The sequence below is a fragment of the Burkholderia latens genome, from assembly GCF_001718795.1.
GTDB classification, from domain to species: Bacteria; Pseudomonadota; Gammaproteobacteria; order Burkholderiales; family Burkholderiaceae; genus Burkholderia; species Burkholderia latens_A.
In genome coordinates, this window is sequence record NZ_CP013435.1 from 2,331,248 (window position 1) to 2,346,248 (window position 15,001).

Here is a 15,001-nt window from a genome sequence, read left to right on the forward strand (position 1 = left end):
ACTTACTTCTTCCAGATTGTTAAAGAACGACAGCCGATACTTTCGTACCGCTCTGACTGGCTCAATCGCCAATGAGTAATGTTCGATTCGTTCTCTCGAACTCCATCAAACATTATCCATTGGGCTCCCTTCGGGAGTGAGATGCTCGTAAGCGCTGAAGCGCTAACGATCATCGCAATTGGTGGAGGCAGACGGGATCGAACCGACGACCCCCTGCTTGCAAAGCAGGTGCTCTCCCAGCTGAGCTATGCCCCCATGAGTACAGATTTGCCTCAGGTACTACAGCCATCGGCATGGGCTGCTCGTAAGCGCTAAAGCGCTAACGATCACCGACACGTCAGACAATGGTGGGTCTGGTTGGATTCGAACCAACGACCCCCGCCTTATCAAGACGGTGCTCTAACCGACTGAGCTACAGACCCCTGAGTCTGTCTTTAATTTACAGCCGATAAGCGTGAGCGCTCAACTTTGCGAGAAGCTCTGGAAAGGAGGTGATCCAGCCGCACCTTCCGATACGGCTACCTTGTTACGACTTCACCCCAGTCATGAATCCTACCGTGGTGACCGTCCTCCTTGCGGTTAGACTAGCCACTTCTGGTAAAACCCACTCCCATGGTGTGACGGGCGGTGTGTACAAGACCCGGGAACGTATTCACCGCGGCATGCTGATCCGCGATTACTAGCGATTCCAGCTTCATGCACTCGAGTTGCAGAGTGCAATCCGGACTACGATCGGTTTTCTGGGATTAGCTCCCCCTCGCGGGTTGGCAACCCTCTGTTCCGACCATTGTATGACGTGTGAAGCCCTACCCATAAGGGCCATGAGGACTTGACGTCATCCCCACCTTCCTCCGGTTTGTCACCGGCAGTCTCCTTAGAGTGCTCTTGCGTAGCAACTAAGGACAAGGGTTGCGCTCGTTGCGGGACTTAACCCAACATCTCACGACACGAGCTGACGACAGCCATGCAGCACCTGTGCGCCGGTTCTCTTTCGAGCACTCCCGAATCTCTTCAGGATTCCGACCATGTCAAGGGTAGGTAAGGTTTTTCGCGTTGCATCGAATTAATCCACATCATCCACCGCTTGTGCGGGTCCCCGTCAATTCCTTTGAGTTTTAATCTTGCGACCGTACTCCCCAGGCGGTCAACTTCACGCGTTAGCTACGTTACTAAGGAAATGAATCCCCAACAACTAGTTGACATCGTTTAGGGCGTGGACTACCAGGGTATCTAATCCTGTTTGCTCCCCACGCTTTCGTGCATGAGCGTCAGTATTGGCCCAGGGGGCTGCCTTCGCCATCGGTATTCCTCCACATCTCTACGCATTTCACTGCTACACGTGGAATTCTACCCCCCTCTGCCATACTCTAGCCTGCCAGTCACCAATGCAGTTCCCAGGTTGAGCCCGGGGATTTCACATCGGTCTTAGCAAACCGCCTGCGCACGCTTTACGCCCAGTAATTCCGATTAACGCTTGCACCCTACGTATTACCGCGGCTGCTGGCACGTAGTTAGCCGGTGCTTATTCTTCCGGTACCGTCATCCCCCGGCTGTATTAGAGCCAAGGATTTCTTTCCGGACAAAAGTGCTTTACAACCCGAAGGCCTTCTTCACACACGCGGCATTGCTGGATCAGGCTTTCGCCCATTGTCCAAAATTCCCCACTGCTGCCTCCCGTAGGAGTCTGGGCCGTGTCTCAGTCCCAGTGTGGCTGGTCGTCCTCTCAGACCAGCTACTGATCGTCGCCTTGGTAGGCCTTTACCCCACCAACTAGCTAATCAGCCATCGGCCAACCCTATAGCGCGAGGCCCGAAGGTCCCCCGCTTTCATCCGTAGATCGTATGCGGTATTAATCCGGCTTTCGCCGGGCTATCCCCCACTACAGGACATGTTCCGATGTATTACTCACCCGTTCGCCACTCGCCACCAGGTGCAAGCACCCGTGCTGCCGTTCGACTTGCATGTGTAAGGCATGCCGCCAGCGTTCAATCTGAGCCAGGATCAAACTCTTCAGTTCAAACCTGTTACTGTTTTCGGTTCCGTTAAGAACCGGTCGCTCACTCAAAGCTGACAGGAATATGAATCACTTCATAAACCTGACTTACTTTAGTGTGAGACTCTTGATACTTTCGCTTTCTGATCCGAGGATCAGCTCGCTGCCATCAAGCGCCCACACTTATCGGCTGTTAATTTTTAAAGAGCATTCCTGCGAGGAACTTCGCGTTTCCCGGCAGCGCTGCGTTTTCAGCAGCAGAGAAGCGAGATTATGAACCGCCTTTCTTCGCTCGTCAACAACTTTCTGAACTGCTTCGTTGCGACCGCGAGGGGTTCAGCTTCGTGTGCCCAGGGCCGCTACCGCTGACCCAATCGCACCGCTTCCCTTCTTCTCCCGCGCCGCGTTTCCGTTAGCGCGAAAGAGGCGTGATTCTAGGCATCGTTCAGCGATCGCGCAAGGGGTTCGGCGGATTTATTTCGCCCCCCGTCCAGACGACCTTCCAGCCATGCCCGAGCACGAGAGCGCTTATGGTGCAAAGAACGGACTAGAATGTGAGGTTCTTCGCCTCTTTCTATACGTATTTAATATGCGCCAGCGAATCGCCAAACGCCTCCCCCCCGACGCCGACAAACTGGTCGGCCTGTCGCTTGCGCTCTTCGCCTCCGGCAGCCGCATTGAGGATCGCTTCTGGGAAGCGAAGCTCGATGCGCTGCTCGCCAAGATCGTTCGCAACGGCAACCAGACGACGCTCGACGCGGCACTCGATCATCTGCAGCAGAATCATCCCGATGCATATGGCGCGCTCGCCGACATGGCCGAGACGCACAGCGAATCGATGGTGATCGATCACGAAGGCCAGCCGTACGATGCACTGCTGGTCGCCGTCCCCGTTCTTGCATGGACGCGCTACATGATCCCGTCCGGTCCGCTGAAAGGCGACGTCGCGGACGCGCTGCGTGCTCATCTGCACGCGCATGTGCTGGCATCCGGGACGCTCGTGGGACTCGCGCCGTTCCTGTACAGCATCGATCAGTTGCCGCGACACCACGTCGAGACCTACCGGCTCGCCCAGCAACTCGCGCATGCAGCCGTCGGCCAGCACGCGGCCAAGCTGAGCTTCGGCGACCTGCCCGAGACTTCGCCGATTCTGGCCGATCCGCGCTTCCTGCTCGCCGTCGTCGCCGCCCCCGCCGGCGCACCGCTGTTCCGTTGGCAGGAAGAAGAGCACGGCAACCGGATCGAACGCGGCCAATGCCTGGAACAATGGACTGCCCAGGGCGGCCCGAATCTGTCGGTCGCACTCCCGGGCTGCGAGTTCGAATGCCTGCTTCCGGACGCGTACTACTCCGCTTGCCGTGATGCGGACGAGCGAATCCGTCCGCACACAGTCCGAACGGCCATCCGTTATCTTTTCGACACACTTGGTGCAGCGCCGCAGGAACTGCGTGCTGTGGTTGCCGGCTTCGGCGAACGACGGATCGACGAGTATCGCGTCGGCTTCACGCGACGCGCCAGCAACGACGTGATCTATGGAGTCGTGTGGCCGCTCTACGGCCGCGAAAACGGCGACGTGGCGATCGACAGCGCGACGCTCGAAGGCGAGGCGCCGATCGACGGGCCGCTCGAAGAAATCGTGAGTTTGCTGAAGGAATGCGGCGTAACGGACGTCCGGCGGCACGCCGGACGCTTCGAACCCGAATATTGCGACGACTGCGGCGTGCCGCTCTATGCGGATCCGCTCGGCGAAATCGTCCACGCCGAAATGCCGGAAGACGCGTCGCCCGCGCAACCGCACTTCCACTGACCGCGTCGCAGGCCAGCATGGCCTGCCCCGCCCGAAGCCGCTCCCGGTTCCAGCCGGAGCGGCTTTTTTTTCGTCGATCGCACCATCCGCCGACATTTCAGACTTTTCCTAAGCCTTTCAGCCAAGCAGACATCGTGTAAGGTTTTTGTCATTATCGGACTGAAGGCATGCCGACGGCAGCTCAATGATTCATCTTAAGGAGGTTGAATATGCGGTTCCTGGTGCTGAATTCAGACGCCGAACGGCGTGACGGACTGAAAGCCCTGCTGCGGCAGATCGACCGTCACGCCAGCATCAACGATGCGCCCGACGGCTTCCAGGCGCGCCGGCTGCTGCGCACCCAGCGTTTCGATCTGGTCGCGATCAACTGGCCGGACGTCGGCAGGCTGAGCGAAGTCCAGGCGCTGTCCAGCGCGTGCTCGCCGACTCCCACCGCGGTACTGATCGACGAGTCCACGCCGCAAGCCATCCAGCGCTTCTACAACTATGGCGTCGCGGGCGTGATCCCGCATTCCACGCGGCCGCATCTGATCGTGCGGGCACTCGAAATCGTGCTGCTCGGCGGCCACTACATCCCGCCGATCGCGCTGAGCCTACTGCCGTCCGCCGCCGCGGCGCGCAACGACGCCCATTTCCAGAAACTGGCCGGATCCCTGCCACGCAGGCCGCCCGTCGGCCTGCTATCGCCGCGGCAGGCGCAAATCATGCGTTTCGTTCACATGGGCAGCACCAACAAGATGATTGCGCGAACGCTCGGAATCAGCGAAGGCACCGTGAAGATCCATCTCGCCAGCATCTTCCAGCAACTCGGCGCGGCAAATCGCGCCGCCGCGGTCGCGATCTACAACGGCTGGTTGTCGCCGCATCTCGAGGTGCTTCTGGCCAACCGCGATCGCGCCAGCAAACCGGCCATCGGGGAGCGCGGCCCGGTTCCGCTGCGCGCGCAACGGAGAGAGCGTGCGTATCCGTTGCCCGCGGCAAACGCCGGTACCCGCGACTTGCCGCTCGCGGCCGAGCCGCCGGCACGGTTTCGGCGCGAGCGCTAGTCGGACAGTCTCGATATTGCGACGCTCGGAATGTGCGGATTCCCACCTTTGATCCTCAACGAGTAATATGAACGCATGGGTTTTCTTTTCACACCGCTTCCGCTCTGGGTAGGCGTCGGTGGCTGGATCGCCGCCGTGGCGCTGCTCGCGCTCGCGATCTGGAATCGTCCTTTCGTCCGCCTGCAGGACGCAACGCTCCAGCACGTGTGGCTCGCGCTCGTCACCGCGATCGCGGTTCTGTGGGCGTCGAACGCGTGGCTCGAGGACGGGATCGTCATGCATCTGCTCGGCGCGACGCTACTCGTTACGCTGTTCGACTGGACGCTCGCACTGATCGCGATGGGTGCCGTCACGGGCGTCGCGGCAGTTGTTTTCGACGCACCGTGGCAAGGCGTCGGTCTCACCTATCTGGTGTACGGCGCGCTGCCGGTCGCGGTATCCGCGCTGCTGCAGCGCGCGGCGCTCGCGTGGCTGCCGCACAACCTCGCGTCGTTCATCACCGGGCAGGGCTTCCTGTCGCCGGCCATCGCGATCGTCGCGGTTGCCGGTGCGGCGGCCGGTGTGCAGCTCGCGCTCGCGGATGGCGTGCCCGTCGTGATTCCGGCCGGCTACATGCTGAACACAGCGCTGCTCGCGCTCGGCGAAGCATGGTTCACCGGGATGGCGACCGCGCTCATCGCCGTCTATCGTCCCGCATGGGTCACGACGTTCGATGTCCGCCGCTATCGTCTCGGCGGCCCGCGCGCTTGAATGCCTGAGCTGTCCCGGTCCAACAACGCGTGCGTCGAACCGCTTGCGGAGCGCGGGAGAGCGCGACGTCTACTGACGCACCACTTTTTTACGCTAAGATTGAACTCCTGATCTTCATCGGGCATCTATACGTCCCGATGCCTCACTTGCTTCTCACCAATAACCTGATGGACAGCTCTCCTGCCTCGCTCCGGATTTTCCGGGCGCTCGGCAAGCTGGCAGCCTGTGTCGCGGGCCTGTCGCTTGCGCTTCCGGCACCGGTATTCGCCGACCTCCTCGACCAGCGCTCCGAACTGATCAACAAATTCGTCAACGAGATGCATGCCGATCCGATCGTCGCGGATTGTGCGGCGCACGGCAGCTTCATCGCGAGCACGTCGTCGGCGTTCGACCGCGTCGACTTCGCGCCGAGTGCGTTCGAAAGCGGCAACGCAACAATGACGCCGTGGAACGATTCGTTCGATCAGGGCAAGCAGCGCGTGAAGGTCGACAACATCGTCACCGTGGACGGCCTCGGCGTCCGCAACGACGGCAGCGCACCGACACCGTTGAAATTCCGTTGCGGCTACGTCGGTCAGCAAATGCTCGCGTTCAGCTGGAACGATCCCGTGCCGCCGTTGAAGCCCCGTGTCGAGCGCCCGTCGTCGTCGACCAAGAAGTTCAAGGGCAAGTCGCACCGCGGCAAGGCAAAAGCGAACGCAGCCGGCCGCACCGGCGGCAAGAAGGCAGTCGCGACGAAAAAATCGAGCGGTACGAAGAAAGCCGTCAAAAAGAAAACCGCGAAGAAGTCCTGATACGACGGAGCGGCAACGACAGAAGCAAGAAAGCCGGCGCATCGCACGATGCGCCGGCTTTTTTTCATATCGACGACTGCGCGCTTACGCGAACGTCTCGACGTGCGCGAGGATTGCCGCGAGCATCGCCGCGCCGAGCGCCGCGCTGCGCTGGCCGTTCCAGCCGACGCGCTCGTCGGGCAGGTTCGCGTTGTCCTTGAATGGCATCTCGAGCGTCAGCGAAAGGCAGCCGAACTGATGGCCGATGTACTTCGACGCGAGCTTGAGCGCGTCCTCCTTGTACTTGCTCGCCGCATAGCCGTGCTCGGTCTGGAAGTCGGGGCTTGCGACCTTGAACGCATCAATGAATGCGGCTTGCTCCCTGCGCTGTTGCTCGGTAAAGCCTGGCAGCATCTCCGAACCCGCAACGAACACGTACGGCAGATCCTCGTCACCATGAATGTCGAAGAACATGTCGCAACCGGTCGCATGGATCGCGTCGCGCACGACCAGCACTTCCGGGCTGCGCGCGGCATCGGGTTCCATCCACTCGCGGTTCAGGTTCGCGCCCGCCGCGTTGGTGCGAAGATTGCCGTGCACGCTGCCATCCGGATTCATGTTCGGGACGATGTAGAACGTTGCGTGGTCGTACAGCTTGCGCGCAACCGGGTCACCCGCCCAGTCGCCCCAGCCGGCGAGCCGCTTGACGAGCCCTTCGACGAACCACTCGGCCATCGTCTCGCCGGGATGCTGGCGCGCGATGATCCACACCTTCTTCTTCGGCGCGCCGTCGACTTCCGGCGTGCCAAGCGTCAGCAGCGACATCGGCCGGCCTTCGACGGTGCGCCCAAGCTCGACGACATTCGCGTGCGGCAGCTGCTGGACCGCACCGACGAACGCCGCATGGCGCTCTTCCGAATATGGCTCGAAGTATGCGTAGTAAATGCTGTCGAATTCCGGCGTGTGGTCGATGGTCATCGTCTTGCCGTCGAATGTCGTCGGCACGCGAAACCAGTCGACGCGGTCGTAGCTCGCGACCGCACTGTAGTTGCGCCATCCCGACGGATACGCACAGTCGGCCGCATTCTCGAACGCCATCACGCAACGCTCATCGCGAGCGCCGGTCAGGCGGAAGTAAAACCATTGCGCGAACTCGGAACGGCTGTCGCCGCGCACGCGCAGACGGATCGCGTCCGGGCTGTCGCACGACACGACGTCGATCGCGCCCGCATCGAAATTGCTGGTGATCGAAAGGGTCATCCTTCTCTCCAATTGCGACCGGAGCGGGCGGTTTGCCGCATGTCCGGCCTCATGCTTGCGCCGGCCGCCTCGTGAACGGCCGGCATGGTCACTCGCCGATGCGCCGGCGATATACGTAAGTCGAATCGTTCGATGCAGCCGCGTCGAACGCGTAACCTTCCATCGCGAAATCCTTCAGCGCCGCGGGTTCGGCGATGCGGTTCTCGACGATATAGCGCGCCATCAGGCCACGGGCGCGCTTCGCGTGGAAGCTGATGATCTTGTAGCGGCCGCCCTTCCAGTCCTCGAATACCGGCGTGACGATCGGCGCGGCCAGCAGTTTCGGCTTCACCGACTTGAAGTACTCGGTGGACGCGCAGTTGACCAGCACGCGCGCTGCACCCGTGCGCGTCTCGAGCTGCTCGTTCAGCGCCCGTGTGATCCGGTCGCCCCAGAACGCGTACAGATCCTTGCCGCGCGCGTTCGCGAAACGGGTCCCCATCTCGAGCCGGTACGGCTGCAGCAGGTCGAGCGGACGCAGCAGCCCGTACAAGCCCGACAGCACGCGCACGTGTTGCTGCGCGAAGTCGAGATCGGCAGCCGACAGCGATTTTGCGTCGAATCCTTCGTAGACGTCGCCGTTGAACGCGAGCACCGCCTGCTTCGCATTGGCCGTCGTGAAATTCGGCGACCAGTCGGCGTAACGCTGGAAGTTCAGGCGCGCGAGCGGATCGGAGATGTCCATCAGCGTTGCGATGTCCTGCGGCGACAGCTTGCGCAGACCATCGATCAGTTCCGACGCATCCTCGACGAATGCAGGATTCGTGTAAGACGGGACGTGGGCGGGCGTATCGTAGTCGAGGGATTTGGCGGGAGAGAGAACGATTATCATAGAGGCTCGCTGGCACGCCGTGCCTTGCGGTCAGACGAAAACCACCGATTGTAACGAATGACCCGCTCCCTCGCCCCGCATGACGCGCTTCGCGTCGTGCTCGACTCGAACGTCTGGATCGACATCCTCGTGTTCGACGACCCTGCCACGCGCCCGATCCGTGCTGCGCTCGAGCGCGGTACGCTCGGCGCCGTGATCGACGGCCGCTGCCTGAACGAGCTCGAACTCGTGCTCGACTATCCGCAGTTCCGGGCGCGCGCGATCGACAAGGCCAAAGCGCTCGCGATCGTCGCGCGCCTGGCGACGCTCGTCGAGCCGCCGGCCATCGCCGCCGCCGACACGCTGCCGCTGCCGAAATGCAAGGACCGCGACGATCAGAAATTTCTCGAGCTCGCGCGCGCCGCGCAGGCCGACTGGCTCGTATCGAAGGATCGCGCGCTGCTCAAGCTCGCGAAGCGCACCGCGCGCGACTTCGGCTTCCGGATCGCACAGCCTGCGCCGTTTACCGAAGCCTGCGCGCTCGATGCCGCGTCGGCCACCACCTCCACGCCGGCCTGACAGGCCCGGCGCCACACCGCTTGCGACCGTATCGATGAACGCTCCTTCCGACATGCCCAAGACTCCCGTTTTCCCCTCGCGCCTGCCGAACGTCGGCACGACGATTTTCACGGTCATGAGCGCGCTCGCCGCCGAGAAAGGCGCGGTCAACCTCGGGCAGGGCTTCCCCGATTTCGACTGCGATCCGCGCATCGTCGACGCGGTCTCGGCCGCGATGCGCAACGGGCACAACCAGTATCCGCCGATGGCGGGCGTGGCCCCGCTGCGCGACGCGATTGCCGACAAGATCGCGCACGTCTACGGCCGGCGCTACGATCCGGCCACGGAGATCACTGTGACCGCCGGCGCGACGCAGGCGCTGCTGACGGCAATCCTGTGCGCGGTGCATCCGGGCGACGAAGTGATCGTCATCGAACCGACCTACGACAGCTATCTGCCGTCGATCGAACTGGCCGGCGGCAAGCCCGTGTTCGTCACGCTGGAAGCGCCGGACTACGCCATTCCGTTCGATCGTCTCGCGGCGGCGATCACGCCGAAGACACGCATGATCATGATCAACACGCCGCACAATCCGACCGGCACGGTGTGGCGCGACACGGACATGCGCAGGCTCGAGGAGATCGTGCGCGGCACCAACGTGCTGATCCTGTCGGACGAGGTGTACGAGCACATGGTCTATGACGGCGCGCGGCACGAGAGCGTCGCGCGCTACCCGGAGCTCGCCGCGCGCAGCTTCATCGTGTCGAGCTTCGGGAAGACGTACCACGTGACCGGCTGGAAAGTCGGCTATGTCGCGGCGCCCGCGGCGCTGACCGCGGAGTTCCGCAAGGTCCACCAGTTCAACGTATTCACGGTCAACACGCCGATGCAGATCGGGCTCGCCGACTACCTGCGCGATCCGGCACCGTACCTGACGCTGCCCGATTTCTACCAGAAGAAGCGCGACTTCTTCCGCGCCGGCCTCGAACGCACGCGCTTCAGGCTGCTGCCGTGCACGGGCACGTACTTTCAGTGCGTCGATTATTCGGCGATCAGCGACCTGCCGGAAGCGGAATTCTCGAAATGGCTCACCTCGGAAATCGGCGTGGCGGCAATTCCGGTGTCCGCGTTCTATCACGAGCCGCATGAATCGGGCGTCGTGCGCTTCTGCTTCGCGAAACAGGAAAGCACGCTCGCATCCGCACTAGAACGGCTCGCGCGCTTGTAAACCGGATTGGGCCGGCCGGGCGCGGCCGCTCGCCGCGCCCGCCCCATCGCGCTTATGAACGCGCGATGCCGGATGCTTCGATATACGCCTTGCGATCGGCTGCCACGCGTTGTGCGGCGGGCCGCTCGCCGACCAGCTTCGCATGCGCCTTCCAGTCAATGCCTGCGTCGACCAGGAAATCGCGGCCGAAGATCGCCTTCGTTGCCATTCCGATCACCGGCAGATGTACCGTCGCGGCGATGTCGGCCAAGCCAAACGTGTCGCCGAGCACATACGGTGAAAACTTCGCCATTTGCTTGAATGCGTCGATCGCGCGCGGCAGGCGCTTCTCGACGTGCGCCTTCATCCCGTCGCTGACCTTGCCGCCGAAAAATGCTTCCGTATAAACTTCGCGCGCCGTCCATTCGAGATACAGCTCGAGCGTCTCGACGAGTTCACGTACCTTGGCGGCCGCGAATGGACTATGCGGGAGGATCGCCTTCTCAGGGTAGCGCGCCGCCAGATACTCGACGATGACCTGCGATTCGAACAGCGCGCCCTCTTCCGTCTTCACGAACGGAATCTTGCCGAGCGGCGAATCGGCGAGCAATGCCGGGTCGCTGATCGGCAAGCCGCATGTCGATTCCTCGAACGGGATGCCGTGCTCGAGCAGCACGAACTTCACCTTGTTGTAATAGTTGGACAACGGAATACCGCACAGCTGTAGCATCGGAGTCTCCTGCGTTGCTTGAAGCGCGGCCGCAGCGCTACCGGCCGCATCGGGATGCATCGCGCCAAAAAGCACGTTCGTGCTAGTCTAAAGCAGTTTCACGTCCGTCACGACGCCATTACATCCGCTGCAGCGTCACGCTCGCCTGCATGCGCAACGCGCGACGCCGCAGCGTCGCCATTCGATGGAGACACACTCGCATGAGCGCTGAACTGCTGGCCTCGCGTCCGCCCGAAAGCGAATCGACGCTCGTCCTCACGTTGTCCAGCCCCGGCGCACGCAACGCACTGCATCCCGACATGTACGCAGCCGGCGTCGAAGCGCTCGCCACCGCCGATCGCGATCCGGCGATCCGCGCCGTCGTGCTCACGGGCGCCGACCGTTTCTTTTGCGCGGGCGGCAACCTGAACCGGCTGCTCGACAACCGATCGAAGGACCCGTCTTGCCAGGCTGACAGCATCGATCAGCTCGCCGCATGGATTACGGCGATTCGCGCGTCGACGAAGCCGGTGATCGCAGCAGTCGAAGGCGCGGCGGCCGGCGCAGGCTTCTCGCTTGCGCTCGCATGCGATCTGATCGTCGCCGCGCACGACGCGAAATTCGTGATGTCGTACGCTCGCGTCGGCCTCACGCCGGACGGCGGCGGCTCCTGGTTCCTCGCCCGTGCGCTGCCGCGCGCGCTGGCGGCGGAAATCCTGTTCGAGGGCAAGCCCGTCGCGGCCGAACGCCTGCATGCGCTCGGTATCGTCAACCGGCTCGCCGCGCCGGGGGCCGCGTTGTCCGACGCGCTCGCGTGGGCCGACTCGCTGGCCGGCGTCTCGCCGAACGCGCTCACGCGCATCAAATCGCTGCTCGACGACGCAACCGCGCAGCCGCTCGACGCACATCTCGGCGCCGAGCGCGATCACTTCGTCGCGTCGCTGCATCACGCGGATGCGTTCGAGGGGATTACCGCATTTCTCGAGAAACGGGCACCGCGCTACAAGCGCTGATGCCCGCGCGACTCCACCACTCCAACGGCGTTACCGGCGTTGCGGCGACACGCATGTGCCTGTTGCCGGCGCGGTTTCGCGCCGCCTGCAGCGCACGGCGATCCATGCTCTAATGACCGCCTGTCGCGGCGCCGTACCGGCGCCGTTTTCGCGCATGCAACGAAGGAGTTGACGATGATCGACGTCTACAGCTGGGCGACCCCGAACGGCCACAAGATCCACATCATGCTCGAGGAAACCGGCCTCGCGTATCGAGCGCATCCGATCGACATCGGTGCGGGCGACCAGTTCAAGCCAGAATTCCTGAAGATCAGCCCGAACAACAAGATTCCCGCGATCGTCGATTCCGACGGCCCGGGCGGCCAGCCGATCTCGCTGTTCGAATCGGGCGCGATCCTCGTCTACCTCGCGGAAAAAACCGGCAATTTCCTGCCGTCGGATCCGGCCGCGCGCTACGCGACGCTCGAATGGCTGATGTTCCAGATGGGCGGGGTCGGCCCGATGCTCGGACAGGCACACCATTTCCGCATCTACGCACCGGAAAAAATCGAATATGCGGTGAATCGCTACACCAACGAAGCGAAGCGCCTGTACAACGTGATGGACAAGCGCCTCGGCGAATCCGAATATCTCGCGGGCGACACGTACACGATCGCGGACATCGCGACGTTTCCGTGGACGCGTTCGTGGCAGAACCAGGGCATCGTGCTCGACGAACTGCCAAACGTGAAGCGCTGGCATGAAGCGATTGCCGCGCGCCCGGCCGTGCAGCGCGGCGTCGAAGTTCTCTCGTCGCTGCGCAAGGCGCTGCAGGACGACAAGGCACGCGAGATCCTGTTCGGCGCAACGCAATACGCGAAGCACTGATGCGGCAGGCAACGGCGAGCGCGGCGGCATCCGGCGATGCCACTGCACGCGTCAGAAGTAGTGCAGCGTGATGAATTCCGCCGCGCAAACAAGCTGCGGCGCATCGGGACGATCGGCCTGCACCGACACCGACCACGTTACCTGTACGCCACCGCGCGCGGCGTCCGCCGTTTCCTTCACTGCGAACAGCGCACGCACGCGCGCACCGACTGCCACCGGCTTCAGGAACCGAACGCGGTTCAGTCCGTAGTTCACACCCATCTTGTGCTCGAAGCGCATCGCGTCGGTCATCAGCGCGGGAATCAGCGACAGTGTCAGGAACCCGTGCGCGATCGGGCCGCCGAAAGGCGACTCGCGCCGCGCACGCTCGGGATCGACATGAATCCACTGGCGATCGTCGGTCGCATCGGCAAAACGGTCGACCCGCTGCTGATCGACCTCGATCCAGCCGCTGGCAAACGGCTCCGCACCGACCAGAGCATGCAGCGCCGGCGCCGATGCGATGAGCGGCAATGTCGTGTCGGTCATGCGCCCACTCCTTGCGGATGACGCAGCCCGAAGATCACTTTCGTGTGAACGGTGATCACCGTGTCGCCGGCTTCGTTGATGCCGATCCACTCCGTCGACACGATGCCGCGATCGGGCTTGCTGGCCGACACGCGCTTGTCGTGAATCTTCTGGTACATCGTGATCGTGTCGCCGGCGCGCACGGGCTTGAGCCAGCGAATCGAATCGATGCCGGGCGAACCCATGCTCGTCGAATCCGGGCCGAGCTTCTTGATGAGCAGGCTCATGAACACCGAACAGGTATGCCAGCCGCTCGCGACGAGGCCGCCGAACGGCGATGCTTTGCCGGCGGCCTCGTCGAGGTGGAACGGTTGCGGGTCGTAGCGTTGCGCGAACGCCTTGATGTCGTCCGACTCGAACGTGTAGCGACCGATTTCGGTCGTGCTGCCGACTTCCAGATCTTCGTAGCTGATACCCACTTGTGCGTCTCCCGTGGCGCGCTCGCGCGTCGCCGTCATGCAGCGTCGAACTGCGCGAAATCCGGCAGGGCCGCGATGCGCGCAAGGTGATGATCGGTGTCGCCAAGCGTGATCTCGATGATCGACAACCGCTTGAACAGGTGCGCGGCCGCGACCTCGTTGGTCACGCCCATCCCGCCGTGCAGTTGCACGGCCTGCTGGCCGACGAATCGCGCGGCCGCTCCCACGCGCGCCTTCGCGGCGGACACCGCCTTGCGCCGCGCGTCGGCATCGCCGCCCGCGTAACGCACCGCGGCGAGATACGTCAGCGAACGCGCCTGCTCCGCGTGAATCAGCATGTCGACCATCCGGTGCTGCAGCGCCTGGAAGCGCGCGATCGGTACGCCGAACTGCTCGCGCGTCTTCGTGTACTCGACTGTCGCACGATTCAACTCGTCGAGCGCGCCGACCGCTTCCGCGCACAGCAGGAAGGTCGCGTAGTCGGCAATCTGCTCGAGCGCAGCCGCATCGCGCGCGCCGCCGGTCAACTGCCGTGCGGGCGTTTCATGCAGCTCGATCGTTGCGGCGCGCTGGCCGTCGATCGTCCGGTAATCGGCGAGTTTGACGCCCGCGGCGTCGCGCTCGACGACGAACAGGCCGATGCCGCCGCCGTCGACGCGCGCGGGCACGATCCACGCATGTGCCTGCGCACCATGCTGGACAATCGATTTCGTGCCGGTCAGCCGATGTGTGCCGCCGTCCTCGCGCGCACGCGTATCGATTTCGTACAGGTCATAGCGCGCCCGCGGTTCGTGGAACGCCACGGCCAGGCGCTTCTGCCCCTGAGCGACCGCTTCCAGCAGAGCCGCATCGTCCCCCGTGCCGGAACCGGCGACCCTCAGCGCCTCGATGCCGACCGCCGTCGCCCAGTACGGTTCGACGACGAGTGCGCGGCCGAGCTCCTGCATCGCCACCAGCATGTCGACGGTGCCGCCGCCGAAGCCGCCGTGTGCATCGGGCACCGGCAGCGCGGTCAGGCCGAGCTCCGCGAATGCGCTCCATTGCACGTCCGACACGCCGGCGTCGCTGCGCACGATGGCCTGGCGCGCGTCGAAACCGTACTGCTCGCCGAGATAACGGCGCAGCGCGTCGGCGAACTGTTGCTGCTCATCGGTAAAACCGAAATCCATGGTTGTCTCCGTT

The 15,001-nt window shown here is 63.1% G+C and carries 14 protein-coding genes, 2 tRNA genes and 1 rRNA gene; 8 read left to right on the forward strand and 9 right to left on the reverse strand.

Annotated elements, in window-relative coordinates:
• Nucleotides 1–179: 179 nt before the first annotated feature.
• The 3 genes from WK25_RS10805 to WK25_RS10815 all read right to left on the reverse strand — a co-directional run bounded on the left by WK25_RS10805 (nt 180) and on the right by WK25_RS10815 (nt 2,017).
• Nucleotides 180–255 (reverse strand) — tRNA-Ala (locus tag WK25_RS10805).
• Nucleotides 256–345: 90 nt separating this feature from the next.
• Nucleotides 346–422: transfer RNA gene (locus WK25_RS10810), tRNA-Ile, on the reverse strand.
• Nucleotides 423–484: 62 nt separating this feature from the next.
• Nucleotides 485–2,017: ribosomal RNA gene (locus WK25_RS10815) — 16S ribosomal RNA — on the reverse strand.
• 565 nt (nt 2,018–2,582) lie between these two features.
• On the opposite strand from WK25_RS10815, the gene WK25_RS10820 reads away from it, so the two are divergent.
• The 4 genes from WK25_RS10820 to WK25_RS10835 all read left to right on the forward strand — a co-directional run bounded on the left by WK25_RS10820 (nt 2,583) and on the right by WK25_RS10835 (nt 6,390).
• The gene (locus WK25_RS10820) at nt 2,583–3,800 is read left to right on the forward strand and encodes a DUF2863 family protein (RefSeq protein WP_040144651.1); all 1,218 of its coding nucleotides are present in this window, start codon (nt 2,583–2,585) and stop codon (nt 3,798–3,800) included.
• Nucleotides 3,801–4,009: 209 nt separating this feature from the next.
• Nucleotides 4,010–4,846 (forward strand): response regulator transcription factor, encoded by an 837-nt coding sequence (locus tag WK25_RS10825; protein ID WP_040144652.1) that lies wholly within the window; start codon nt 4,010–4,012, stop codon nt 4,844–4,846.
• A 75-nt stretch (nt 4,847–4,921) separates the two neighbouring features.
• Nucleotides 4,922–5,596, forward strand: a complete 675-nt coding sequence (locus tag WK25_RS10830) for an energy-coupling factor ABC transporter permease (protein ID WP_040144653.1) — start codon at nt 4,922–4,924, stop codon at nt 5,594–5,596.
• Nucleotides 5,597–5,733: 137 nt separating this feature from the next.
• Nucleotides 5,734–6,390, forward strand: coding sequence for a BspC domain-containing protein (locus tag WK25_RS10835; protein WP_069241572.1), 657 nt, complete (start codon nt 5,734–5,736; stop codon nt 6,388–6,390).
• An 84-nt stretch (nt 6,391–6,474) separates the two neighbouring features.
• Here WK25_RS10835 and WK25_RS10840 read toward each other — a convergent pair whose 3' ends face one another.
• Nucleotides 6,475–7,629, reverse strand: a complete 1,155-nt coding sequence (locus WK25_RS10840; RefSeq protein WP_040144655.1) for a M14 family metallopeptidase — start codon at nt 7,627–7,629, stop codon at nt 6,475–6,477.
• Between the two features lie 88 nt (nt 7,630–7,717).
• The gene (yaaA, locus tag WK25_RS10845) at nt 7,718–8,500 is read right to left on the reverse strand and encodes a peroxide stress protein YaaA (RefSeq protein WP_069241573.1); all 783 of its coding nucleotides are present in this window, start codon (nt 8,498–8,500) and stop codon (nt 7,718–7,720) included.
• A 57-nt stretch (nt 8,501–8,557) separates the two neighbouring features.
• Here yaaA and WK25_RS10850 point away from each other — a divergent pair, with 57 nt between their 5' ends.
• Together WK25_RS10850 and WK25_RS10855 are read left to right on the forward strand one after the other, a co-directional pair.
• A complete protein-coding gene (locus tag WK25_RS10850) occupies nt 8,558–9,058 on the forward strand; it encodes a putative toxin-antitoxin system toxin component, PIN family (protein WP_069241574.1) in 501 nt (166 codons plus the stop codon).
• Between the two features lie 34 nt (nt 9,059–9,092).
• Complete coding sequence (locus WK25_RS10855; RefSeq protein WP_059546433.1) at nt 9,093–10,265, forward strand: pyridoxal phosphate-dependent aminotransferase; 1,173 nt, start codon at nt 9,093–9,095, stop codon at nt 10,263–10,265.
• 52 nt (nt 10,266–10,317) lie between these two features.
• Here the strand turns inward: WK25_RS10855 and WK25_RS10860 are convergent, their stop codons facing one another.
• Entirely contained in the window at nt 10,318–10,974 is a 657-nt protein-coding gene (locus WK25_RS10860) for a glutathione S-transferase (protein WP_069241980.1), read from the reverse strand.
• A 200-nt stretch (nt 10,975–11,174) separates the two neighbouring features.
• On the opposite strand from WK25_RS10860, the gene WK25_RS10865 reads away from it, so the two are divergent.
• Nucleotides 11,175–11,966, forward strand: a complete 792-nt coding sequence (locus WK25_RS10865) for an oxepin-CoA hydrolase, alternative type (protein ID WP_069241575.1) — start codon at nt 11,175–11,177, stop codon at nt 11,964–11,966.
• Nucleotides 11,967–12,140: 174 nt separating this feature from the next.
• Complete coding sequence (locus tag WK25_RS10870) at nt 12,141–12,833, forward strand: glutathione binding-like protein (protein ID WP_069241981.1); 693 nt, start codon at nt 12,141–12,143, stop codon at nt 12,831–12,833.
• A gap of 51 nt (nt 12,834–12,884) precedes the next feature.
• Here WK25_RS10870 and WK25_RS10875 read toward each other — a convergent pair whose 3' ends face one another.
• From WK25_RS10875 to WK25_RS10885, 3 genes are read right to left on the reverse strand one after another with little or no spacing between them, the layout of a single operon-like run.
• Nucleotides 12,885–13,361 carry a MaoC family dehydratase gene (locus WK25_RS10875; protein ID WP_069241576.1) on the reverse strand — a complete coding sequence of 159 codons (477 nt, stop codon included), beginning with the start codon at nt 13,359–13,361 and terminating at the stop codon, nt 12,885–12,887.
• Nucleotides 13,358–13,819, reverse strand: a complete 462-nt coding sequence (locus tag WK25_RS10880) for a MaoC family dehydratase (RefSeq protein WP_040145002.1) — start codon at nt 13,817–13,819, stop codon at nt 13,358–13,360. Before WK25_RS10880 ends, WK25_RS10875 begins: the two co-directional genes overlap by 4 nt.
• A gap of 35 nt (nt 13,820–13,854) precedes the next feature.
• Nucleotides 13,855–14,988 (reverse strand): acyl-CoA dehydrogenase family protein, encoded by a 1,134-nt coding sequence (locus WK25_RS10885; protein WP_069241577.1) that lies wholly within the window; start codon nt 14,986–14,988, stop codon nt 13,855–13,857.
• Between the last annotated feature and the right edge of the window lie 13 nt (nt 14,989–15,001).